This window comes from Cyanobacterium sp. HL-69, assembly GCA_002813895.1.
In the GTDB taxonomy this organism is placed as follows: Bacteria; Cyanobacteriota; Cyanobacteriia; order Cyanobacteriales; family Cyanobacteriaceae; genus Cyanobacterium.
The window spans coordinates 2,170,931-2,195,773 of sequence record CP024912.1; the positions used below are offsets into that span (position 1 = coordinate 2,170,931).

Genomic DNA, 24,843 nt, shown 5'->3' on the forward strand with positions numbered 1-24,843 from the left:
AACAAGTAAACTATTTAGTCCATGGTCTTAGGAATATGATGACAGGTTTTGATTTACTTTTAGAAAAACAAAACACTTTAGTACAACATTTTTTCAGCTTAGATCAAACCTAATCGTCATCATCGAAAATAACAAAGAAGTTTATAATATAATAAAAATAATCATAAAAAAATAAATTATATGCACCATCGCTAACGTTTACTTTTTTAAATTTCAGTTTATAAAATTAAGTAATCAGAAATAGTTTTCTATGTCATCACCCGTACTATTATGGCTTATCGTAGGCTCACTATTTTGTTTGATGGAGCTTATATTTCCCACCGCATTTGTAGAATTTATGATGGGTTTAAGTGCTTTTATTGTAGCAGGTATTTCCCTTATATTTCCTTACAATAATGCTCTAATTGTCATTTGGATGATTCTCTCTTTCACTTTAATCTTTTTGGCTAAAAAATATTTTTCTCCTAAAAAAAATGAACTTTTATTATTAGAAGACGATGAAGGGGTGACCATAACGGCGATCGCCCCGGGGCAAATGGGAAGAGTCATGTATGAAGGAAATTCATGGCAGGCGGTATGTGCCGACGAAACCATCGAACTAAATCCCGATGAAAAAGTATATATAGTCAGTCGTCATGGCAACACCCTATCCGTACTACCCAGAAAACTTTAACCCTAATAAAAATACAAAAAAATACAGAAGTCTTAACTTCTTTTTAACAAAAAAATACCTTACTAACTAATACTATTTAGTAATAAAGATTTATCTTTAAAATAAAAATAACTATCAAAAATAAAGACCCATGGAACAACTATTTTTTATCGTCGCCTTAGCAGGTTCAGCCATTTTCGGTAGTGTCAAAATTGTGAACGAAAAAAACGAATATTTAGTCGAACGCTTAGGAAGCTATAACAAAAAATTGTCCCCCGGACTCAACTTCGTCGTCCCCTTCCTAGATAAAGTAGTCTATAAAGATACCATCAGAGACAAAATATTAGACGTACCGCCCCAATCCTGCATCACCAAAGATAACGTTTCTATCAGTGTTGATGCTGTGGTGTATTGGCGTATCGTGGATATGGAAAAAGCCTATTACAAAATCGAAAATCTCCAGTCCGCCATGCAAAACCTAGTTTTAACCCAAATTCGCTCAGAAATAGGTAAATTAGAACTAGATGAAACTTTCGTTGCCAGAACCGAAATTAACAACATTCTCCTAAGGGAATTAGACATCGCCACGGATCCTTGGGGTGTTAAAGTATTGAGGGTAGAACTAAAAGACATTACCCCTTCTATTGCCGTACAACAGTCCATGGAACAACAGATGACGGCAGAGAGGAAAAAAAGAGCTTCCATTCTCACCTCCGAAGGAGAAAGAGACTCCGCCATCAACTCCGCCCAAGGTAGGGCAGAAGCTAAACTGCTGGAAGCCGAAGCCATGAAAAAAGCAGCTATTTTGGAAGCAGAAGCCGAAAAACAACAGCAAATCCTCCAAGCCCAAGCCACCGCCGAGGCTTTGCAAATTGTGGTCAATCAGTTACGGGGAGACACTCTAGCCCAAAAAGCACTCCAGTTTTTACTCACCCAACAATATTTAGAAACGGGTAAGGTTATTGGTAGTAGTGAAAGTAGTAAGGTAATGTTTATGGATCCTAGTAGTATTGTATCTACCCTTGAGGGGATGAATTCTTTGATAGATGGTAACACCCGCCTTTAAATTAATGGGTAAATCAGTGTTAGGTTTTAGGTTGCCGGTTTAAAATACGACCAGCCTTTGTCAAACTATCAAGGAAGTGAATACGAGAAATTAAGTTAAATAAATTTTTTGTAATTTCTTAACAAGGGGCTTAAGCCTCTTGCCTCCCTTGATACCAAATACCTAACACCCTTGCCAAAAATTTTTATAAAAAGTTGATAGTGTGTAATGTCGGTGATAAAATTTAGCCAATATTGCAATTACCCTATCAATTAAAATGACAGACTGGACTTTATTATTACAACAACTTCTCGCCCAAGAATCCTTGAGTCAAAGTCAAGCATCAACCCTGATGGAAGGATGGTTAAAAGAAGAAATTAGTCCAGCACTCTCAGGAGCTATTTTGGCGGCACTACAAGCCAAGGGAGTTTCAGGGGCTGAATTGGCAGGGATGGCTCAGGTGTTGCAATCTCAATCATTACAATCAGATTTGATTAGTCATTCTGTGCCCGTCATCGATACCTGTGGCACGGGGGGTGATGGCTCTTCTACTTTTAATATTTCTACAGCAGTGGCTTTTGTGGCGGCAGCCGCAGGGGTGAAGGTGGCAAAACATGGTAATCGCTCGGCATCTAGTAAGGTAGGCTCAGCGGATGTTTTGGAGCATCTAGGAGTCAAGTTAAATGGAGATATTGAAGAGTATAAACAAGCCTTAGACGAAGTAGGAGTAACTTTTTTGTTTGCCCCAGGTTGGCATCCTGCCATGAAGGCTGTGGGCCCTATTCGTCGGGAATTAAAAATCAGAACAATTTTCAATTTACTAGGCCCTCTAGTTAATCCTTTACGTCCTACAGGGCAAATTATTGGGGTATATGCTCTCGAATTTATTGACCCCATGGCACAGGCTCTTCATAGTTTGGGGGTGAAACGGGCGATCGCCCTTCACGGCAGAGAAAAGCTAGACGAAGCAGGGCTAGGAGACATTACAGACATGACAGTTATTGATAATGCCACAGTAAATAAAACCACCATCAATCCCCAAGAATTAGGTTTAACCCCTGCCACCCTCGCCGATTTAAAAGGAGGAGATGTCCTCGAAAACGCCCACATTTTAACTCAAGTATTACAAGGAAAAGGCACCCAAGCCCAAACCGATGCTGTAGTTTTAAACGCTTCCCTAGCCCTACAAGTAGGAGAAATTACCCCTCTAGGGGATTACACCACAGCCATTGAAAAAGCCAGAAATATTATTAAAAGTGGCAGTGCTTGGGACAAATTACAAGAATTAGTAAACTTTTTTGCCCAAAAGTAAAATTGTCCACACATATCATACCAAAAGATAAATACCATAGGTTAAGTTATAATTTTTGTGAGCATAGGTAAAGCTATTAGTACCTAAAAATTGAAATATTTATGTAACCTTTATTTTTACTAAAAAAAATAGTATTTATTCTTAACACCAAAGTAAAATAAGCCTAAAATAAAAATGAATGAATCAGATCTCAACCTTGCCAAATATCTAATCGAGTCATCAGGAATCAAAAAGAATCAAAATAATAACTCCCCCCCAAAAACTCAAAAACCCAAGGCTCAAACTCCCCCCGTTGAAACTAATATGAATTCACGTCAAATAGTACCTAGTAATGTGGCTCAAATAAAAGTGATTGGTGTCGGTGGTGGTGGTTGTAATGCCGTTAACCGCATGATTCAAAGCAACGTCTCAGGGGTGGAATTTTGGCAAATTAATACCGATGCCCAAGCCCTTACCGAATCCATGGCTACCTATTGCCTCCAAATCGGACAAAAACTCACCAGAGGATTAGGTGCTGGGGGTAATCCTTCCATCGGACAAAAAGCCGCCGAAGAGTCTCGGGAAGAAATCGCCAAAGCCCTTGAAAATACTGATCTTGTGTTCATCACCGCAGGTATGGGCGGAGGCACAGGCACAGGGGCAGCCCCCATCGTTGCGGAAGTGGCAAAAGAAATGGGTTGTTTAACGGTTGGCGTAGTTACTCGCCCTTTCACCTTTGAGGGAAGAAGACGCACCACCCAAGCCGATGATGGCATCGCTGCGCTGCAAAGTCGGGTAGATACCCTCATTGTTATTCCTAACAACAAACTCTTATCGGTTATTCCCTCCGAGACTCCTTTACAAGAATCTTTCCGCATTGCCGATGATATTCTCCGTCAAGGGGTGCAAGGCATCTCCGACATCATCACCATTCCTGGTTTAGTTAACGTTGACTTTGCCGACGTGAGGGCGGTTATGGCGGATGCAGGTTCGGCTTTAATGGGCATTGGTATTGGCTCTGGAAAATCTCGGGCAAAGGAAAGTGCCGTGGCTGCTATTTCTTCTCCTCTCATCGAGTCTTCTATTCAGGGGGCAAAAGGAGTCGTGTTAAATATCACTGGGGGTAATGATTTAACCCTCCATGAAGTTAATACGGTGGCTGAAACCATCTACGATATTGTTGATCCCAATGCTAATATTATTTTTGGGGCAGTAATAGATGAGAGTATGCAAGGGGAAATTCGCATTACGGTAATTGCCACAGGATTTTCCGCAGAAAATGTCTCTGATGATTCTTTACAGAATATTATTTCTCCTTCTACCCCTCCTAGTATTCCCCTAGCTTCTTCTAATAAAGATGAGGATGAGGAAGAAAAGCCCGTGGATTCGGAGTCGGAAACGAATCCCCTAGCAGGGTTGGATATTCCTGAGTTTCTGCAACGTCGTCGATTTCCTCGCCGTTAGCAGAAAGTTAAGAATTGACAATAGGCAATGGACAATGAGATACTTCTTTACTTGTCTGTTGTCTTTTTGTGTGACCATTTTATTAATCAATCTCTTTTATTCTTTGTCATTAAAGGATTTGATTAATTCTGTAAAATATTTCCGATTAAATGTTGTGCAGAATTGTGGTGTTTGAAAAACAATGAGTATTTATTTTATTAAGTTGAGATAATTTTTTCTATGAATATAAACGAATATGTTGAGTTAACAAAACAAACGGCTATTTATCCCCCTGATACTTTTTTGGAGTATCTAACTCTTGGACTCGCTTCGGAGGCTGGGGAAGTTAGTGGGGTGGTAAAAAAGTATATTAGAAAGGATTTTCCTCTCGAAAAAGCCCAAGAAAAATTAACTAAAGAGTTGGGTGATGTGTTTTGGTATTGGGCAAGATTGTGTGATGAATTGGGGTTAAACCCTGAAGAAGTGATGGAAGCTAACATTTCTAAACTGCTTAAAAGAAAAGAAAATCAAACGTTACAAGGAGATGGAGATGACCGATAATTTACATTTATTAGATCCTCGTTTTAAGGTTACAGTATTGGGCAAAACCGATCGCCCTAATTTGCTTTGTTATTTGGCAATGCACCAAGATTATAGTGAGAGTTTTGTGGCAGAGGAATATGAAAAGTTAGCTAGTTATTCTGAGGCGGAATTAGGACGTAGAATTGTCCGTAATTGTGTAAATAAAATGCACTGGGGCATCATTGAGCATCCTAGTATTACTTTTAATGTGATCAATTTTCCCCATTCTGTAATGGTACAGGCGCGTACCCATCGGGTGGGGGTAAGTTTTGATTGTCAATCTCAACGTTATACCAGCCAACGAATTTTACATTTAGCCCAGAAAATTGAGGAGTTAGAAGCGCAATCGGCTGATTTTGATGTCATTGCCCATGAGATAGAATCTTTATTTTATTTTCGTGCCATTGGTCATTATTTTGACCGAGAGGGGAATAAATATTTTTATTCTCAGGATACTCGTAATAAGGATATTGCTTTTACTCAAAGTGCGATCGCCTATTATGCCGAAAAAATCAATAATGATGGTTACGCCCCAGAACATGCAAGGGATATATTAACCCAAAATATCCGTCAGCACTTTGTAGTATCCTTTAATGCTCGTAGCTTATTACATTTTTGTGACCTACGATTACCCAAAGATGCCCAGTCAGAAATCCGAGACTTAGCAACCCTATTACTATATCACTTTGAACAATGGATGCCTGAAGTGGCAGAAATATATAAGAAAAAGAGGCTAGGTAAAAACTTACTAGCCCCTTAATCTTTATTTTATGGCGGGAGGCGGATTTGAACCACCGACCTTCGGGTTATGAGCCCGACGAGCTACCTGACTGCTCTATCCCGCGTCATCACTCTTACGAGTATAACAAACTTTCTGAGATTATGCAAGGGGGAATTAGTTCTAAAACAAAATGTGGGTGTAAGGGCGATCGGTAAAAATATAAGAAATAAAGGGATACAGTACTACTTATCCAACACCATGTCATAAAACTTATTGATATACACTAATACTTATTTTTTGTCTTTATACTGAAAACTATTACACTCTTAATTAATAAAAATAAATGTTAATAAAACTATACTTTTTCCTAGTTATTTTTCTATTGCTAGGCATATCTATGTTGTATTTATTGCCGCGGTTAGGGGTAATAGGAAAAGAAATTTCTGATAAACTTTGCTACGCCCCTGGTATAGATTTAGCACTATCATATTTTATGCTAATTCCTATCCTCATCGGTTCACTTACAGCCCGTTGGCAAGGGGTAGGGATTTCCTTATTAGCCGAATTTACCAGTCTTTGGATTTGGATTTTCGCTCACGAATCGTTACACACAAGACCTAAAAGTAATATTCACAGCACATTAAGCACCATGGTAGGAAAATGGCGTAACCATTTAGCAGTGTGGATTACAGCCCTAGCAATTCCCCTATTTTGGCTTGTTCGTCTTGCTGAAATTGTTGTGTATCCGCCTTTGACATGGTTAGTAAAGTTACCCAAATATGAAACAAAAGAATGGGTTAATGTTTCTCGCCAAAAATTTGAAGGATTAATCGGCTACGATTTGATTTGGTGTTTGTATTGTGATTGGATGACGGGGGTATGGTCATTAGGTAGTGAAATGTTGCGTAATGTCGAATCCTTTTGGTGTCCCATTCGCTTCTATTCCGATAAAAAATGCGAAAATTGTAAATTAGATTTTCCAGATATTGATAATGGTTGGGTATTACCCGAAGGAAATATTGAAGATGTAACTCAACTTTTACAAGAAAAATACACTGTTGAGCAGGAAAAAAGATCATGGTTTGGTCATTCTTCCCGTAAAGAAAAATAATTAATTAACTTGAGTTCGGGATAACATTTTCTAGTTAAGGCAGGGAATAGGCAATGGGCAATGGGCAATAGTGAGGTGAACATTTTCCACCATTTTTGGCTGTTATTTAACAATTTGAAAACCGCTGTAAAGTTTTCACCGTCAAGCCTGACACTAAACCACACTAATAATAATTATCCCAAATTGAGGTTAATTAATACTCCCCGTTGTAGATAAGCGGAGATTTTTCGTTCAACAACTACTGTTGCGATGGAGAAATCCGACAAGGATAATTTTTGAAAGACAAGTTTTTTAAGGTAAAGACTTCGCCGCTGCATTTACCAACTCAGAAGCCACCTTAGCAGAATAGGGCTTCATAAACCACCAAACCACAGGGGAAAGCCACCCCTTTAGGGTGATGGAATAGGCAATATAACTGCCCCGTAGAGTTGATTCCATTTGATAAGTAATTCTTTGTTCGATACCAGGTATAGCTAATAAACGAATACTCAAAAATTCCTTGGGGCGTACATTCTCCACAAAAACCCTGATAGGAATGGGAGTAAGACGGGTAACTACCCCAAAAATCAACCCTGGTTTTGGTATCAACCCTTTGGGTAATCTCGTTTTGACAAATAGGGGATGCCAAGACATATCTGCTAAATTAATCAAACGATGCCAAACTACGTCCACGGGGATAGTTGTGGTGACTCTGTAAGTTTTGTAGAGAGAGCATTGACATAATAGTTTTTCGCCATCTCCGAGAAGTAGTTTAAAGGAAAAGTTAAAAGTCATGGTGGTAAGCAATTGATAATTGATGATTGACCGATAATTTATTCACTTTCGGGAATAGACTATTGAGGGTTAGCGTTGATCAATTATCGCTGAGGGCGTTGTTTTATTGCATAATATTAAGAACTGCAAAATTTTCGAGTTCAGAGACCCCTTACGGTTTAGATTGATAGATTGTAAGTTATTTTTAGCAATTTTAAAAAAAAATTTTATGAATACGGCGACTAAAGAAAATACTAACCCCATTAATTCTACTTCTTTTCCTCCTGAAGATGCAAAAACTAGGGTAAGTCAGTTTATGCAGTCTATTCAAGATGAGATTTGCCAAGGTTTAGAGGCCCTTGATGGTAAGGGAAAGTTTAAGGAAGAGAGTTGGCAAAGAGAGGAAGGGGGCGGAGGTAGATCTCGTGTGATGACTGATGGAGATGTTTTTGAGCAGGGGGGGGTGAATTTTTCTGAGGTATGGGGTGATAATCTTCCCCCTAGTATTCTTAAGCAACGTCCTGAAGCTGAGGGACATCGTTTTTATGCCACGGGTACTTCTATGGTATTGCACCCCAAAAATCCTTATATTCCTACAGTACATTTAAATTATCGCTATTTTGAGGCAGGGCCTGTATGGTGGTTTGGTGGCGGTGCTGATTTAACCCCTTATTATCCTTTTGCTGAGGATGCGAAGCATTTTCACACTACTTTTAAAAATACTTGTGATAAGCATCATCCCGAATATTACAATGTCTTTAAGCGTTGGTGTGATGAGTATTTTTATTTAAAACACCGTGATGAAACCCGTGGAGTGGGTGGACTTTTCTTTGATTATCAGGATGGAAATGACCCTATTTATCGTGGCCCTCACCCTGATAAGGCAGCGGCGCAATATAGTAATCAGTTACCTCCCCAAGATAAGCGTAGTTGGGAAGAAATTTTTGCTTTTGTGCAAGATTGCGGTAGCACTTTTTTACCTGCTTATGTGCCTATTGCCGAAAAACGTCGTCATATGGATTATGGCGATCGCCAAAGAAACTTCCAATTATATCGTCGTGGGCGGTATGTAGAGTTTAATTTGGTTTACGATAGGGGAACTATTTTCGGTTTACAAACCAATGGGCGTACGGAGTCGATTTTAATGTCTTTACCTCCTTTGGTGCGCTGGGAATATGGTTACACCCCTGAAGCGAATACCCCCGAAGCGGAGTTATATGATGTCTTCCTCAAGCCCCAAGATTGGGCAAACTGGAAGTAATTAATTGATAATTGCTCCCCCTAAATCCCTACCCCTTTGTCTTCGGCATCTCCCCTTGCAAGGGGAGAGAGGGAATTAAATGTTATGGTTTTAGGATATAAAATCTTTACAACAACATAATAGATACTTGTATTAGGATCAAGAAAAATCTTTTATTTTTAATAAATCAAATATATGGCTAGATCTCAGAGAAATGATAATTTTATCGATAAAACTTTTACCGTTATGGCGGATATTATCTTAAAAGTTTTACCTATTAATGCTAGGGCAAAGGAAGCCTTTGTATATTACCGTGATGGTATGTCTGCCCAAGCGGATGGGGAATATGCCGAAGCCCTCGAAAATTATGAGGAAGCATTGAGATTAGAGGATGATCCGAGCGATCGCAGCGAAATCCTTTATAATATGGGTTTAATCCATGCTAGTAATGGTAAACTAGAGGAAGCTCTAGGCTATTATGATCAATGTTTGGAACTTAATCCCCGTAAACCTTCTGCCCTTAATAACATTGCGGTGTTGTACCACTTTCAGGGAGACAAATGCAAACAAGAAGGAAGGGAAGATGAAGCGGAAGATTTCTTCGATAAAGCGGCTGAGTATTGGAAACAAGCCATTAGACTCTCTCCGAATAGCTATTTGGAGGCTCAAAACTGGCTTAAAACCACTGGTAGATCTGAAATGGATGTATTCTTTTAATAATTGATAATGGAGAATTGATAATGGATAATCAAAGGTTTAATTGTCCATTGTTAATTCCTGTTCCCTGTTATGATTAGGGGGGATTTTTATTGTTTTTTATTAGTTATTTTTTATGAGTATTAGTCAAGAAGAAGTAAAAAAGGTGGCTAATTTAGCCCGTTTAGATATTAGTGAACAAGAAGAGCAGGAATTTGGCACTCAGTTAAACGCCATCCTCGAATATTTTGACCAATTAAGTGAGTTAGATACCAGTGAAGTAGAACCCACTACAAGGGCGATCGATGTTAGCAATATTATGCGCTCTGATGCCCAAACTACCTACGAAGATAGGGAAAGTTTATTGGAAAATGCACCTTCTCGGGATGATGACTTTTTCCGAGTACCTAAAATTATGGGTTAACATTCTTGGGGCGTAAAATACTACGTCCCTATTTTTTTTGGTAAAGTAACCATAAAATTAGTTCCTTCACCTGCGTTACTTTCTACTTTGATATTACCATGATGACTTTCCACAATGGCACGGGCGATCGCCAAGCCTAACCCTGTATTAGAATTATTATTATCCCGATAACTACGAGCAGAATCACCCCGATAAAATCGGTCAAAAAGAAGGGGTATATTTTCTTTTTCTATGCCCATTCCATTATCTTTTATTTCAACCTTATAATAGAGTTTACTATTTTTTTTGCATACTTTTAGTATTACTTGAATAGTAGATTTTTGATTATTATTAGTTTCAAATCCATGAATAATTGCATTGCTAATTAAATTAGTAAAAAGACGACTTAACTGTCCCCAATCTCCTTCTATGGTAAACAAATCTTCAATGTCTTCTAATTCCTTTAAGTTAGGCTCAGAAATATTATCTATTATCTCCAATGATAAATTAATAGATTTTTCCTTAGCAATAATTACTTGTTCTTCCACCACTTCAAGCAACAAAGAATCAAGGGGAATAGATTGAAAAGTGGGATTGATAATACCGCTATCACTACGGGCTAAAAACAATAAATCATTAACTAAATTAGATAATCTTTCCGTTAAACGCTCAACAATTTCCAACTGTTTTTTATTTTGCTCTGGCTCCATATCTGGATAGGCTAAAATACTTTGGATATTGGTTTTAATGGTGGCAATGGGATTTCTCAACTCATGGGAAGCATCGGCGGTGAATTGTTTCAAACTTTGGTAGGATTCTTTGACGGGTTGAATGGCAATACCTGAGAGAAACCAACCGATCGCCCCTACAGAAGTAATCATTAATGTTACGCCGATAATTAAATCCGTAATTAGTTGACGAATGGGTTTGATGACATCAAAAAGGGGATGACTCACCCGCAGATAACCTAAAACATAGCGCCCTACTTCTATTCTTTTGGTAATTTGTCGTAATAGGTAATCGGAAGACATACGGATAGTTTTCCCCCCAGAGTGGAAGGAAAGGGGTATGGGTAAGGGCTCTTCTAAAGTCTGCCATAATAACTCCCCATTAGGACTAAACCATTCTAAATCAATGTGATCATCTTCTACTTTATTAGTAGTATCAGGATGTTGACGGAAACTAGCATTGATATTTAATTTATACTTTCCTTCCCCTAAGCTGACATCATCTATCACGAGGGAAGGTTCAACAATTTCAACCACGTGTTTGAGGGTATCATCAATTCTGTCAATGAGGGTTTTATAGACATAGCCATAAATCCCGATGGCAAAGATAATTAATAATACCGCTGTAACAATGGTATAATAGAGGGCTAAACGTCTTCGGGTGGTTTGAAACAAGGGGAAGTCAATGGATAATGGATAATTGATAATGGGTAATTAAACTTTAATTTTGCTTATTTGTTCCACTCTCAATTTTTACCATAGCAGTTTTTTCAATGAACAGTTAACAATGGATAATTAACAATTAAAATGACTTACTATTCAAGATATTATCACCATTCCCTGTTCCCTATTCCCTTATTAATATTTACAGTTTTTAATTAATACAAAGGGTTGTACGATAACGGTTTGAAATTGGGTGGTGGGTTGACTATTCCATTGGCTTAGTTGTTCGGTGTTAGGTTTTTGTATTAATTGTTCACTAATTAAGTTTTCGATGGTTTTGGTGTCGTTAAGGGCGATCGCATTTGCCACTTCAATTAAATCTAAATTATCATGAACAACGATAATGACATCTCTTTGGGCATGGGGAATTAAATCTTTCCAGTCAATTTCGGCAATTTGTTCTTTTAATTGGGTTTTTAAATCTGACATTATAAAAATTTCTTGGGAATCGTCATGCTATATATTTTCTCATCGTTGTTCTTTTCGTGCAATAGAAACTAGGGAATGGGGAATAGGCAATGGGCAATGGCTTGGAAATAAGGGGATGGGGTGATGGGGGGAATAAACACAAAATTACATTATCAACTGCTAATTGTCCATTGTTCCTTGTCCTAAAAAGGATAAAATAAAGCAATCAAGAGAGAATTATTAGTTATTAAATATATATATGAGTGCAACAGCTACTAAAACGAAATATGAAGCGATTATCGGTTTAGAAACCCATTGTCAACTTAATACTAAGAGCAAAATTTTTTGTAGTTGTTCGACGGAATTTGACAGCCCCCCCAATACTAATGTTTGCCCTGTGTGTCTCGGACATCCTGGGGTTTTGCCTGTATTAAATGAAGAGGTTTTGGCTTCGGCGGTGAAGATGGGTTTAGCCCTACAAGGACAAATTGCCCGTTATAGTAAATTTGATCGTAAACAATATTTTTATCCCGATTTACCAAAAAACTACCAAATTTCTCAGTTTGACCTTCCCATCGTCGAACATGGTAAGTTAGAAATTGAATTAGTCGATCCTAAAACCAAAGAAGCTACCCGCAAAACTATCGGTATCACTCGCCTACACATGGAAGAAGATGCAGGTAAATTGGTACACGCTGGGAGCGATCGCCTCTCAGGCTCGACCCATTCTCTGGTAGACTTTAATCGTACGGGTGTTCCCCTGCTCGAAATTGTATCCGAACCTGATTTACGCAGTGGGCAAGAAGCCTCGGAATATGTACAAGAATTGCGTCGTATCGTTCGTTATTTGGGCATTGGTGACGGTAATATGCAAGAAGGCTCCTTACGTTGTGACGTTAACATTTCCGTGCGGCCAGAGGGGCAAAAAGAATTTGGTGTGAAGGTAGAAATCAAAAATATGAACTCCTTTAGTGCCATTCAAAAAGCCATTGAATACGAAATTGAAAGACAAATCGAAGCCGTAGAAAATGGTGAACCTATCCTCCAAGAAACCAGACTATGGGAAGAAGGAAGTCAGCGTACCATCAGCATGAGGATAAAAGAAGGCTCTAGCGATTACCGTTATTTCCCTGAGCCAGATTTACCCCCCCTCGAAATTACGGATGCTCAATTGGAGGAGTTACAGAAAAAATTACCCGAACTTCCTGCCCAAAAACGCAGTCGTTATGAAAGCGAATATGGTCTATCTGCCTATGATGCGAGGGTATTGTGTGATGATAGGGATGTAGCCCTTTACTTTGAAGCGGTAGTATCTAGGGGCGCTAGTGCCAAGGGGGCAGCCAATTGGATAACCCAAGACATTGCAGCCTATCTCAACAGCAATTTGGATTTGGATATTACTAAAATTGCCCTCAAACCTGAAATGTTGGCGGAGTTAGTTACTCTCATTGAAAATGGTACTATTAGCGGTAAAATTGCCAAGGAAATCTTACCCGAATTGTTGGAAAAAGGTGGTTCTCCTAAACAGATTGTTGAGAGTAAAGGATTAGTTAGTATTTCAGATCCCGATGAGTTGGCTAAAATTATTGATGAGGTATTGGCGGAAAATCCTGATAAGTTAGAACAGTTTAGGGCTGGAAAAAATAAGTTACAGGGCTTTTTTGTTGGTCAACTGATGAAGAAAACAGGCGGACGGGCAGAGCCTAAATTGGCTAACCAAATTCTTAATAAGAAGTTGAATTGTTAAAAATTTGATTCCCTGTCTTAAAAAGCAGGGTTTTTTTAATTATCGAGGTGGAATTGAATTTTATTAGTTCAATTCATTGAACGTTTACTATTAGCTTTGTCAATTTATTGCAAAGCGATTTATGGCGTAAAACCATTATCCCACAATGAAATGAATTTCATTGCTAATAGCGAACGTTAAATAAATTTAACTCAATTTTGTTATTTTTAATAATAGTTGATTAATTAACCTGAGTTCGGGATAGAATTTATAGTCTTGTAAAGTGGTGAACAATGGACAATTAAGAATTAATTATTATCTTTTGCCTCTTGGCTTTTGTCTTCCCTCGACTGACAACTTTTATCCCAAACAAAGGTTAACTATTTGCTTACTACTCCCGTTAAAGGTGAACTGGCACTGGCATGGTTTTTAATGGGGATTCTTCCTGCTTTATAGGCAAGTCTTCCAGCTTGGGTTGCGAGTCCCATGGATTGAGCCATGATAACAGGATTTTGGGCAAGGGCGATCGCACTGTTAACCAATAAAGCATCAGCTCCCAATTCCATACCATAGGCGGCTTCTGAGGGGCTACCGATACCCGCATCAATGACTACAGGTACTTTGGATTGCTCAATGATAATCTTAATATTAGCAACATTTTGGATACCCTGACCCGAACCAATGGGAGAACCGAGGGGCATCACCGTAGCACAGCCTACCTCCTCCAAACGTTTACAGAGTAGAGGATCTGCGTTTACATAGGGTAACACCGCAAACCCTTCTTTTACCAATTGCTCGGCGGCTTGTAAAGTACCGATGGGATCAGGTAGTAAATATTTACTATCAGGGATAACTTCTAACTTCACAAAATTATTATCCTCTTGCCCTAATAATTTCGCCATTTCCCTACCTAGACGGGCAACCCGAATTGCTTCCTCAGCGTTGGTACAACCAGCGGTATTGGGCAACATCCAAATTTTTGACCAGTCGAGGGCTTCGGCTAATCCTTCATGGCCGGGGGCATTATTTTGTACCCTCCTAACGGCAACAGTTACGATTTCGCAACCACTGGCCATAACACTTTGTTGCATGGATTCAATACTGGGATATTTCCCTGTGCCTGTCATCAAACGAGAGTTAAACTTGCGCCCTGCAATGACTAAACTATCATCACTGACATCATGGCTATAGGCATGGTAACCATTATTTTGTTGGGGGGTAGGATAATTCATAATTTGATTTTTATTACTGTTTTTCACAAGGGGGGGTAAGGGTGGATTTTCGGGGGAATTAAAGCGAAGATAACTGAAGGATGGTAAAAAGGAATCGGTTTTGCCTTCCACTAGGTTACTAATGATTTTGGCGGTGATGGGGGCGAGTAAAATACCGTTGCGATGATGCCCCGTGGCAAGAATGAGATTTTCGGCATCCCCAAAACCGAGGATGGGCATTTCGTCAGGGGTGCCGGGGCGATAGCCGTACCAGATTTCTTTTAATTTCCATTGGGCAAGGGAAGGATAAAGTCTGATGGCGTTATTAAGTAAGGTATTTACTCCTTGGGCAGTGGTGCCTTTTACCCAGCCGATGTCTTCTACGGTGGCACCCACAATTAAGCGTCCATCTTTTTTGGGTACTAGGTAGGTGTTTTCACCAAAAATTACCCTTTCTAGGGGTTTATCAGAGGGCATTTTTAAACTGAGCATTTGCCCTTTTATGGGGCGCACGGGTAGGGATTGCAGTTTTCCCGACCATGAGCCTCCTGCTAAGATATAGTTATTCGCGGCAAATGTGCCTGATGGGGTGATGACATCTTTTATTTTACCTTGACTACGGGTAAAGGCGATCGCACTTACCCCCTCTAATATCTCCACACCAAGGGATTGAGCGATATTTGATAATACATTGCCGAGACGACGGGGATCCACTTGTCCTTCTTCAGGATACCACCAACCACCCACCACATCTTCTCCTAAGTCGGGTTGATAGTGGGCTAAATTTTTCTTGTCTAACCATACTCCCCCTTTGCTGTTCGTTTCTTTGGGGGTTTCATATACAGGGGCGATGATACCACAGGGATTATAATCTACATCTTCGGCTCCAAGGTGTGATAATTTCTCAATCCACTGGGGATAAAGGGCAAGAGATTGTAGGGATAAGTCCAACATTACCCCCGTTAATTTTTCTGCCCTAGGGGCTAACATTCCCGCTGCGGCGTGGGTAGCTGCCTGTTTAAAGTTACGACTGAGGATGGTAACTTGTTTATTTCTTAATCTTAGCTCAATGGCGATCGCCAAGCCAATGATACCGCCACCGATAATAATATTTTCCCTTATGTTCATCGCTCAAATACTTTACTCCTAACTAATATGATAATTGATAATTGATAATTGGGCGTTGGTCACGCGCTCGGCTTATATCTCCTAGCTTCAGACATGGCTTTTTACGCCTATTTTTTTGTAAGAGATTTATTATTAAAGGTGTCAATGGTCAACTGAAAAATATTCCACAAATAGAATAGTCTAGTCATGGCTCATTAGCCAATTTTTTTCGATTGATTGCATAGTGACATAAACCCACCTACTCTTTATTAAGCATGGCTTTTACTCCAATCTGCTTCACTCGAATTCAGGTTAATTACCCCAACATTCACATACTATCCCATTCTGCTTGGGCATCATCGAGGGCTTCTGGTACTGTTTTTTCCCCTAACATGGCTGATTGTAAATTCTCATAGATAATTCTTTTGAGTTGATTGATATTAGGAGAAGGGGGAATTAAAACCTCCGCTGATTCTAATTGCATGGCGCTTATTTTTCGGGCTTCTAAAAGGATATTTTGCTCCGATTCTTGCTCTAAATTTTCTATGTAAGAGGCGATCGCACTTGTATGAGAAGGTAATACATTAGCCTCCTGAGCAAAATTAAGTTGATTCTCACTGTTAGTAACATACAAAGCATAGTTAATGGCTTTCTGAGGATTACTGCTACTGCGAGGAATTACTAAATTCATCACCGACACACTACGCTTACCCGTTTCCCCCGTAATTTGAGGGGCAACCGCCGACTGCTCATAAATTGTCGGTGCATTAGTAGCAATGGTATTCAAAAATTCCGCCCCCGTGCCAAGAATTGCCGACTCCCCAGCTTGGTATAACTCCACCCCATGACGATGCCCCTGAGTAAATACTTCTGGGGGCAATAAACCCCTTTGATACATATCAACCCAATAAGAAAAAGCCCTTTCCCCCTCAGGAGTATTAAACGCCGCCTTACCTTCCCCATCCAATAAACTTACCCCCATCTGCACCAAAGAATTTAACACCTCATTAGAATCCGTCGGCACAAAAGTAACAAAAAAGGCATACTTACCCGTTTCATCCTTCACCCTTTGGGCAACTTGGGCTAACTCCTCAAAATTTGTAGGGGGATTTTCCACCCCGGCTTGCTGCAATAAATCCTTGTTATATACCGACACTGTAGTGGTTAAATACCAAGGAATGCCAAAAGTAGAAGTCGTACAATCATTTTCCGTAGGGCAAATTTCAATTTGATTTGCTTCCCAAATTTTTGATAAATATTCTCCTCTAACCTCCTCGGGAATTTCCTCCGCCAAATTTAACCAAGCATTACGGGAAGCCAACTGAGAAGCAAAATCAGGATTAAGATTAACTACATCAGGGGCATTATTAGCCGAAACCGCCGTTAAAATTCTACTTTCCATGGCATCCCAAGGCACATCTACCCAAAGAATACTTGCCTCTTCATTTGCTGCCTCAAAACTTTCATTTATCCCTTCAAAATAAGGAGTAAATTTAGGCTGAAGTTGCATTGTCCAAAATTCCACCTGCCCTTCATTCGCAATGGGCTGTTGTCCACACCCCAACACCATAGCAGTTAATGAGCCAACAATCAGCGGGTAATGAAAAAGTTTAGTTTGTTTAAAAAGTCTATTAATTATCATTTAGTTTTTTAACATAAAAATATTGCAATTTTCCGATTATGCCCTAAACCATTCGTAATTAACAATATTTTCAGGGATGTTGTCACTTTCCCCATAAGCAATTAATTGATTTTTTTCTGGTGGCTAGTGTTATCTTTATGGTTGATAAAAATTAGTTTGCTTTGCAATGACAGATAACATAGATAAGATAAAAACTATGATTGATAATGCCCTTGCTGATAGGCGACTCAGTCGTCAAGATAGTAATTTAATTAGAAATGCCATTTATAGCGATGGCATGGTGACGAGGGAAAAAATAAGGCTTTGGCGTGAGTTACAAACGAAGGTAACTAACGGGGAGATATTGCTAGAAAATTGACAATTATTCTGCCACCGTTGAAAATAGATAGTTAAATATTCCTCATTTTTTATCTTTTTTTATATGAAGTCTGAATTATTTCGCACCCCTTTATATTCTTTGTCGGTGGATGCTAAAGCCAAGTTTACTGATTTTGCTGGTTGGGAAATGGCGGTGCAGTATGAGGGGTTAAAAAAAGAGCATCAGGCGGTGAGGGGGGATGCTGGAATGTTCGATATTTCCCACATGGGTAAGTTTTATTTACGGGGGAAAAATTTACGGGCTTGTTTACAGTTTCTTGTGCCAACGGATTTGTCAACTATGACAGAAGGTAAGGCTCAATATTCGGTATTGTTGAATGAGAATGCTGGGATTATTGACGATATTATTTTTTATTATCAGGGTAGCGGTGATGATGGGTTGGAATCGGGGATATTAATTGTTAATGCTTCTACTTGTGAGAAGGATTGGGCTTGGTTAAATAAAAATTTAGCACCTAAGGGCGTTGAGTTATTGGATAAGACTCAAGATTTGGCTTTAATTGCTATTCAAGGATGTAAGGCTGAGGAGTATTTACAATCTTTTTTGGATGTGGATTTAAGTCATTTACAGGCTTTTGAGCATTTAACCACCAGTTTTGCGGGGCAAAAGGTTTTTGTGGCTCGAACGGGCTACACTGGGGAGGATGGTTTTGAGGTGATGACTACTCCTAATGTAGCACAGGATATGTGGCGATCGCACTTAGCCCAAGGATTAACCCCCTGCGGTTTGGGGGCAAGGGATACCCTAAGACTCGAGGCAGGGATGAGTTTGTATGGGCAGGAAATTGATGAAACTACTACCCCCCTTGAGGCTGGATTGGGTTGGGTAGTTAATCTTAACCGTGAAGATGATTTTATTGCCCGTGAAGTTTTAGCGAAACAAAAAAAAGAAGGCTTAACAAGAAAATTGGTGGGTTTACAAATGGAAGGCAGATATATTGCCCGTCATGGTTATGCCATTAAACATAATAATCATATCGTGGGGGAGGTTACTAGCGGTACCCTTTCTCCTACCCTCAACAGTGCGATCGCCCTTGGTTATTTACCCCTAGAATTAACTAAAATAGGGCAAACTGTGGATGTAGAAATCAGAGGTAAACTTTACCCCGCCAGAGTCGTCAAAAAACCCTTCTATCGCCGAAAATAAAATTGGCTGTTGGTGAATTAAGGTATGATTTTCAGTTTAGTTCGGGAATAGGCAATGGTAATAATAGTTTTAGTATTATATATTTGCTGTTATTCAATAATATTTCACACCTAAAATTGTGCTGGGAGAAGATTTCTAGACCTCGCCATTATCCATTATTCATTCTCAATTATCAATTCCTCAAAATGATGTTGTTATAATTATCTAAAGAAATATGAATAAATATTAAGCAATTTTAACAAAACATCCCATGGTACAAATAGAAAATAAACCAGTACAAAATAAATCCTATAGTTTAGAAGACTGGCGTAAAGGTTACGAATCTCAACCCCAAGAAAAAGAATACTGGATAAAAGACATAGAAGGGGAAATTCCCGCCGACTTGCGAGGTACACTATATCGTAATGGTCCTGGATTATTAGAAGTATATGGCACTCCCTTAAACCATCCTTTCGATGGAGATGGCATGATTTGCTCGTTTAAATTTACCGATGAGGGGTGTTATTTTCGTAATAGCTATGTAAAAACCAAAGAATATTTGGAAGAAAAAAAAGCTCAAAAAATGCTCTATCGAGGGGTATTTGGTAGCCAAAAGCCGGGAGGAATTTTAGGAAATATATTTGATATTAGAGTAAAAAATATTGCTAATACTAATGTTGTAAAATTAGGAAAAAAACTACTAGCATTGTGGGAGGCTGCACTGCCCCATAGTTTAGATCCAGAAACCTTAGAAACAAAAAAAATAGATAACTTAGATGGTATACTAAAAGACGGTGATGTATTTTCAGCGCACCCTAGAATCGATCCCCATTCACCATTTAATAATGGTAAACCTTCCTTAATTAACTTTGGTATAAAACCTGGTTTATCTAGCACTATTAACGTGTATGAATTTGACGAAGAAGGGAAAATATTACAACAATATAGCCATATTACCCCTGGATTTTGTTTTATCCATGATTTTTTAATTACTCCTAACTATATTATTTTCTTTCAAAACCCTACCAGTTATAATCCTTTACCCTTTGTATTTGGGATGAAAGGCGCGGGGGAATGTTTAGATTTTAAAGAGAATGAAACTACTAAAATTATTTTAATTCCTCGCCATGCTCCTCATAAAGATGTTATTACTTTAGAAACAAATGCAGGGTTTATTTTTCATCATGGTAATGCCTTTGAAAAAGATGATAAAACTTTAATTATTGACTCAGTATGCTATGCAAAATTAAGTCAAATTAACCCCGATAAAAGTTATAAAGAGGTGAATTTTGATGAATTGGCACCCGGGCAATTATTCCGTTTTACCCTAGATTTAAATAGCCAAAAAGTAGAAAAAGAATTACTCAATACTCGTTGTGTAGAATTTCCCTTTATCAACCCTGAAAATGTAGGGCGAGACTATCGTTATATGTTTATTGGGGCAACCCATGACTCTGATAGAAATGCACCTTTACAGGGTTTATTGAAATTTGATTTACAGACAAAAGAAGAACAATTATATTCTTTTGCCCCTAAAGGTTTTGCTGGTGAGCCTGTTTTTGTGCCAAAAAGTAATGCTGATGGTGAGGATGATGCTTGGATACTTGATTTAATTTATGATTCTGAAAATCATCGCTCTGATTTGGTAATATTTGACGGCAAAGATATTTCGCAACCTGTGGCAACTTTACACCTCAAGCAGCATATCCCCTACGGTTTGCATGGCAGCTGGGCGGGAATAGTGGAGAATTGATAATTATTTATTTGATAGATTGTGTAATGTTTTGATAAACAGTTATGATTAAAGTCCCTCAATTTTGGGGGATTTAGAGGAAAAAAAACTAACTTTAACGGTGGGCAGTGCATAGCCCTACTTTTTGAAAAATCAAACAATGCAAATAAGAAATTATAATTTTAACTGGAATCAGCGCACCTACATCATGGGTATCCTCAATGTTACCCCCGATAGTTTTAGTGATGGCGGTGAATATAACGAATTACAAAAAGCTGTAAATCAAGCCCTTGTCATGGTAAAAGATGGGGCAGATATAATTGACATTGGGGGGCAATCTACTCGCCCGGGGGCGCTGGAGGTGACTTTGGAGGAGGAGTTAAATCGAGTTATTCCCGTTATCAAAGCTATTCGTGAAAAGACAGATATTCCTATTTCCATTGATACCACAAGGGCAGAGGTGGCACAAAGGGCGATCGCCTCGGGGGCTGATATAATTAATGATATATCAGGGGCAACATTTGATCCTGATATGTTAGATACTGTGGCTCGTTTACAAGTGCCGATTATTTTGATGCACATTCGGGGTAATCCTCAAACCATGCAAACTATGACGGATTATCAAGATTTAATCGCAGAAATTGAAGAATTTTTCTTTGATAGAATTGCCCAATGTGTCCAAAAAGGCATTAGTAAATCTAATATTATCATTGATCCTGGAATTGGTTTTGCTAAAAATTACCAGCAAAATATTGACATTTTAAATAATATTAAAAGATTAAAAAATCTTGGTTTTCCAATGCTTATTGGCACTTCTCGCAAAAGTTTTATTGGTAAAATATTGAACGAAAATGATCCTGCAAAAAGGGTATGGGGTACAGGGGCGACTTGTTATCATGCTATCAGTCAAGGGGCTGATATTTTGAGGGTTCATGATGTCGCACCGATGTACGATATTGCTAGGGTTGCCGATGCTATTACTAGGTCAAAATCAGATTATTAATAAAATTTGTAACAAAAATTCTTTTTTTTCTTGACTTTATATTTATTTTGAGAGATGGTGGAGTTGTTTAATAAATAATTGGAACTCTATTCTCTATACTTAAAAATGCATAGATTCCCATTATACTATAAGCATATCACGAAAGAAGGCATAACACAAAAAAAGTTCTTAATTTTCCTCTATGATCAATCATTGAGTTTTCAAGAACCAATATACAAGAACCAATATAATAGACTTGTTGGGCTTCGTTTCCTCCACCCAACCTATGGTAAATCAATTATAAATATGCTTCGTAAGCCATCAACATTAGTTTAACCAAAGATACACCGAGTAAAGCTAAACCGCTGAGGGTGCTAATGGCGAATCCAGGGGCTCTTTTTTTAGCTTCTTTGGCATAACCCCAGGCATAAAGAATTCTACCCACAACCCACGTACCTCCTAGTATCATGCCCCACATTTCACTGACAAAGTAAGAAAAAATCCAGAGGAGGGGTAAAAAGAAGATAAGTTGTTCGAGGGTATTTTCTTGTACTCTCAAGACTCTTTCAAAGTTTTCGTCTCCGCTAGTGGCAGGGGGCATGACGTTGTATTTAAATCTGGCTCTACCTACGTTAATAATGGTGACAAAATAAACTAGAAGAGCAAATACTGTAATAATGCTGGGTCCTAATAACATGGTTTTTTTATGGTTTATATAACTAAATTAGTATAACCTCTATGGTGTACTTGTGTTGTTATTTAAGAAGAAAATAACTAACAATGTGCCATAAATGATTTTTATTTTTTTTAGTTGCTTGATAGTTTTAGTTTTTTACTAATCTTAAAATTTTGTTCCTCATAAATATCTTAGATATAAATTATTAAACTAAATAAATTGTTTTTATTTCCAGTTATTTTTTGCTTGATTTAGAACATAGTTGGAAAGGTCATTTATTTGTTGATTTGAAAGGCGATCGCCATAAGCCGACATATTATTTTTGCCATTAGTGATTATAGTTGCTATGGATTCAGGGGTATCATAACCATTTTTTTGAAGGGCTTTTAATTTTAAGTTTTTGCCCCTGCGAATGATGTTACCTCCATTAAGATGACACCCCGCACAGTTAATCTCAAAAAGTTTACTAGGTTCATTAATATTTTGATTTATTTCTGTTAAGTTTATCTGGGCGATCGCCCTTGATATATATAATAAATTAAAAGAAATAATGGTAATTAGTGTAATTAGAAAAATAGATAATTTTCGCATAATTTACAAAGGTGATAAAAACAAAATTGAGAATAAATAAATCATTAATTAATAAATCAACAATTATCTTAATCCTAAATCATTTAGCAAGTTGAAAGCAAGATAAGGGAAAAATGAAAAGAAACAAAATTTGTTATCAACCTTAGATATTTCATTGGTAATTCATAATTTATGATTCTGCCCAAAAAGGGATCAGCTATACTGAAAGGGAAGTTTCAAGGATTAATTTGATGACCATACAGCTAATTGAAAGGCAAAAACAATTAGAAAAACTGAAAAATGAAGAATTTGACTGTTTAATAATCGGAGGAGGTGCTACAGGCACAGGCTCAGCTTTGGAGGCAAATAAGAGAGGGCTAAAAGTGGCTCTAGTAGAGCGATTTGACTTTGCGTCTGGTACCAGTAGCCGCAGTACAAAATTATTACATGGTGGGGTAAGATATTTAGAACAGGCTTTTAAGCGTTTGGACGTTGAGCAGTTTAATTTGGTAAGAGATGCCCTATCAGAAAGAAAAAATGTCATTGAAATAGCCCCCCATCTAGCCAAGTCTTTACCTTTGATAATTCCTTTGTATCAATTTTGGCAGATTCCCTATTTTTTCACAGGGTTGTTAATGTATGATTTGTTATCGGGTAAACAAAGTTTGGGGCGCAGTCGCCTATTGAGTCTTAAGGATACTTTGGAATTATTTCCTTCTCTCAACACTGAAGGTATGATTGCTAGTGTGATGTATTATGATGGGCAGTTTGATGATGCTAGGCTTAATGTAGAAGTAGCCATGAAAGCCATTGAGCAAGGATGTGCGATCGCAAATTACCTCGAAGTCATTGAAATTATCAAAGAAAATGATAAATGTAGAGGGGCAGTGGTAAGAGATAGCCTAAGTGGTAAAACCTTCCCTATCAAAGCAGAGGTTGTGGTAAATGCCACAGGACCTTATAGTGACAGTATCAGACATTTAGACCAACCAGAAGTCGAAAAAATACTCAAAGTAAGCTCTGGAGTACATATTGTTGTGGATAAAGCCTATGCCCCTGGGGATGGTGCTTTATTGATTCCTAAAACCGATGATGGTAGAGTTATTTTCATTGTACCTTGGCGTCAGTTTACCCTCATTGGTACTACGGACGAAGAAGCCCAAGTAACAGATAATCCCGTGGCAACGGAAGAAGAAATTGCATACTTGATGGCATATGCCAACCGTTACCTAACCGAAAAAATTTCCCGTGAGGATGTATTGTCTGCATGGAGTGGACTACGCCCTCTAGTTTCTCCTAACCATACGGCAAATTCTACCGCTAAAATTTCCCGAGATCATACCATTCTTAAATCAAAAACTGGTTTAATTACCATTACGGGGGGAAAATGGACTACTTTCCGCAAAATGGCGGCGGATACCATCAACCAAGTTATTAAGCAATTATCCTCGCCTAATGGTTTTTCTGGTCATTCTTCCGAGTTAATTTCTGTGGCAGGGGGCGAGAATTATGATTTTGATGATTTGGATCAAAAATTGTCCGCAACCATTGAAGATGAAGCTATTAGACATCATCTAATTAATTATTATGGTTCAAGGGCGATCGCCATTCAAGCCATCATTGAAGAGTATGGCATAGAAAAATTAGCCCCCCAATATCCTTTTATCACCGCCGAGGTTGCCTACGTTTATCGTTATGAAATGGCACAAAAATCAGAAGATATTTTATCCCGTCGATTTAGACTAACTTTCCTCGACTCTGTCGTAAGTGAGCAAGTTACCGAAAAAGTTAACACCATTATAGAAAAAGAAAGAGCAGTAGTTAATAAACAAGAGTTAACCATTAATTCCTAAAAATTATTATTAACTATCTGATTGAAGATTCTTAAAAAGTCTGT

At 38.4% G+C, this 24,843-nt stretch carries 23 protein-coding genes and 1 tRNA gene; 16 read left to right on the plus strand and 8 right to left on the minus strand.

Translation table 11 applies throughout. The features are described 5' to 3' along the window. Positions 1-250: 250 nt before the first annotated feature. The 6 genes from AA637_RS09965 to thyX all read left to right on the plus strand — a co-directional run bounded on the left by AA637_RS09965 (position 251) and on the right by thyX (position 5,773). Positions 251-673 (plus strand): NfeD family protein, encoded by a 423-nt coding sequence (locus AA637_RS09965; RefSeq protein ID WP_069791106.1) that lies wholly within the window; start codon positions 251-253, stop codon positions 671-673. 130 nt (positions 674-803) lie between these two features. After that, complete coding sequence (locus AA637_RS09970) at positions 804-1,718, plus strand: SPFH domain-containing protein (protein WP_446682632.1); 915 nt, start codon at positions 804-806, stop codon at positions 1,716-1,718. Between the two features lie 256 nt (positions 1,719-1,974). Next, complete coding sequence (gene trpD / locus AA637_RS09975) at positions 1,975-3,009, plus strand: anthranilate phosphoribosyltransferase (RefSeq protein ID WP_446682633.1); 1,035 nt, start codon at positions 1,975-1,977, stop codon at positions 3,007-3,009. A gap of 303 nt (positions 3,010-3,312) precedes the next feature. After that, the gene (ftsZ, locus tag AA637_RS09980) at positions 3,313-4,452 is read left to right on the plus strand and encodes a cell division protein FtsZ (protein WP_446684567.1); all 1,140 of its coding nucleotides are present in this window, start codon (positions 3,313-3,315) and stop codon (positions 4,450-4,452) included. A gap of 219 nt (positions 4,453-4,671) precedes the next feature. Continuing rightward, positions 4,672-4,992 (plus strand): nucleoside triphosphate pyrophosphohydrolase family protein, encoded by a 321-nt coding sequence (locus tag AA637_RS09985; protein WP_446682634.1) that lies wholly within the window; start codon positions 4,672-4,674, stop codon positions 4,990-4,992. Next, positions 4,982-5,773: an FAD-dependent thymidylate synthase gene (gene thyX / locus AA637_RS09990; protein ID WP_446682635.1), complete on the plus strand. Its 792-nt coding sequence runs from the start codon at positions 4,982-4,984 to the stop codon at positions 5,771-5,773. Before AA637_RS09985 ends, thyX begins: the two co-directional genes overlap by 11 nt. Before the next feature lie 11 nt (positions 5,774-5,784). On the opposite strand, the gene AA637_RS09995 is transcribed toward thyX, so the two are convergent. Then, positions 5,785-5,858 (minus strand) — tRNA-Met (locus AA637_RS09995). Between the two features lie 219 nt (positions 5,859-6,077). Between AA637_RS09995 and AA637_RS10000 the strand changes: the two genes are divergently transcribed. Continuing rightward, positions 6,078-6,845, plus strand: coding sequence for a hypothetical protein (locus AA637_RS10000; RefSeq protein ID WP_446682636.1), 768 nt, complete (start codon positions 6,078-6,080; stop codon positions 6,843-6,845). A 291-nt stretch (positions 6,846-7,136) separates the two neighbouring features. On the opposite strand, the gene AA637_RS10005 is transcribed toward AA637_RS10000, so the two are convergent. Continuing rightward, positions 7,137-7,619 carry an SRPBCC family protein gene (locus AA637_RS10005; RefSeq protein ID WP_446682637.1) on the minus strand — a complete coding sequence of 161 codons (483 nt, stop codon included), beginning with the start codon at positions 7,617-7,619 and terminating at the stop codon, positions 7,137-7,139. Between the two features lie 208 nt (positions 7,620-7,827). Between AA637_RS10005 and hemF the strand changes: the two genes are divergently transcribed. The 3 genes from hemF to gatC all read left to right on the plus strand — a co-directional run bounded on the left by hemF (position 7,828) and on the right by gatC (position 9,958). Then, entirely contained in the window at positions 7,828-8,859 is a 1,032-nt protein-coding gene (gene hemF, locus AA637_RS10010) for an oxygen-dependent coproporphyrinogen oxidase (protein ID WP_446682638.1), read from the plus strand. 174 nt (positions 8,860-9,033) lie between these two features. Further along, the gene (locus tag AA637_RS10015; protein ID WP_069791097.1) at positions 9,034-9,555 is read left to right on the plus strand and encodes a photosystem I assembly protein Ycf3; all 522 of its coding nucleotides are present in this window, start codon (positions 9,034-9,036) and stop codon (positions 9,553-9,555) included. Positions 9,556-9,670: 115 nt separating this feature from the next. Continuing rightward, positions 9,671-9,958, plus strand: coding sequence for an Asp-tRNA(Asn)/Glu-tRNA(Gln) amidotransferase subunit GatC (gatC, locus tag AA637_RS10020; RefSeq protein ID WP_069791095.1), 288 nt, complete (start codon positions 9,671-9,673; stop codon positions 9,956-9,958). A gap of 20 nt (positions 9,959-9,978) precedes the next feature. Here gatC and AA637_RS10025 read toward each other — a convergent pair whose 3' ends face one another. After that, entirely contained in the window at positions 9,979-11,340 is a 1,362-nt protein-coding gene (locus tag AA637_RS10025) for a sensor histidine kinase (RefSeq protein ID WP_446682639.1), read from the minus strand. Between the two features lie 183 nt (positions 11,341-11,523). Next, positions 11,524-11,817 (minus strand): DUF2288 domain-containing protein, encoded by a 294-nt coding sequence (locus AA637_RS10030; RefSeq protein ID WP_446682640.1) that lies wholly within the window; start codon positions 11,815-11,817, stop codon positions 11,524-11,526. Positions 11,818-12,055: 238 nt separating this feature from the next. Here AA637_RS10030 and gatB point away from each other — a divergent pair, with 238 nt between their 5' ends. Next, positions 12,056-13,543: an Asp-tRNA(Asn)/Glu-tRNA(Gln) amidotransferase subunit GatB gene (gene gatB / locus AA637_RS10035; protein WP_446682641.1), complete on the plus strand. Its 1,488-nt coding sequence runs from the start codon at positions 12,056-12,058 to the stop codon at positions 13,541-13,543. Positions 13,544-13,902: 359 nt separating this feature from the next. Here gatB and thiO read toward each other — a convergent pair whose 3' ends face one another. Next, positions 13,903-15,861 (minus strand): glycine oxidase ThiO, encoded by a 1,959-nt coding sequence (gene thiO / locus AA637_RS10040; protein ID WP_446682642.1) that lies wholly within the window; start codon positions 15,859-15,861, stop codon positions 13,903-13,905. Positions 15,862-16,168: 307 nt separating this feature from the next. Continuing rightward, complete coding sequence (locus tag AA637_RS10045; protein ID WP_446682643.1) at positions 16,169-17,482, minus strand: ABC transporter substrate-binding protein; 1,314 nt, start codon at positions 17,480-17,482, stop codon at positions 16,169-16,171. Positions 17,483-17,648: 166 nt separating this feature from the next. Between AA637_RS10045 and AA637_RS10050 the strand changes: the two genes are divergently transcribed. From AA637_RS10050 to folP, 4 genes are all read left to right on the plus strand, one after another. Next, entirely contained in the window at positions 17,649-17,840 is a 192-nt protein-coding gene (locus AA637_RS10050; protein ID WP_069791089.1) for a hypothetical protein, read from the plus strand. A gap of 63 nt (positions 17,841-17,903) precedes the next feature. Beyond that, a complete protein-coding gene (gene gcvT, locus AA637_RS10055; protein ID WP_446682644.1) occupies positions 17,904-19,007 on the plus strand; it encodes a glycine cleavage system aminomethyltransferase GcvT in 1,104 nt (367 codons plus the stop codon). Positions 19,008-19,257: 250 nt separating this feature from the next. Then, positions 19,258-20,739: a carotenoid oxygenase family protein gene (locus AA637_RS10060; protein ID WP_446682645.1), complete on the plus strand. Its 1,482-nt coding sequence runs from the start codon at positions 19,258-19,260 to the stop codon at positions 20,737-20,739. 139 nt (positions 20,740-20,878) lie between these two features. Further along, the gene (folP, locus tag AA637_RS10065) at positions 20,879-21,721 is read left to right on the plus strand and encodes a dihydropteroate synthase (protein WP_446682646.1); all 843 of its coding nucleotides are present in this window, start codon (positions 20,879-20,881) and stop codon (positions 21,719-21,721) included. Positions 21,722-21,998: 277 nt separating this feature from the next. Here folP and AA637_RS10070 read toward each other — a convergent pair whose 3' ends face one another. Further along, positions 21,999-22,397 (minus strand): MAPEG family protein, encoded by a 399-nt coding sequence (locus tag AA637_RS10070; RefSeq protein WP_193800588.1) that lies wholly within the window; start codon positions 22,395-22,397, stop codon positions 21,999-22,001. A gap of 204 nt (positions 22,398-22,601) precedes the next feature. Then, positions 22,602-22,967 carry a c-type cytochrome gene (locus AA637_RS10075; protein WP_446682647.1) on the minus strand — a complete coding sequence of 122 codons (366 nt, stop codon included), beginning with the start codon at positions 22,965-22,967 and terminating at the stop codon, positions 22,602-22,604. A gap of 230 nt (positions 22,968-23,197) precedes the next feature. Between AA637_RS10075 and AA637_RS10080 the strand changes: the two genes are divergently transcribed. Continuing rightward, on the plus strand, positions 23,198-24,799 hold the full coding sequence (locus AA637_RS10080) for a glycerol-3-phosphate dehydrogenase/oxidase (protein ID WP_446682648.1): 1,602 nt from the start codon (positions 23,198-23,200) through the stop codon (positions 24,797-24,799). Positions 24,800-24,843 lie beyond the last annotated feature (44 nt).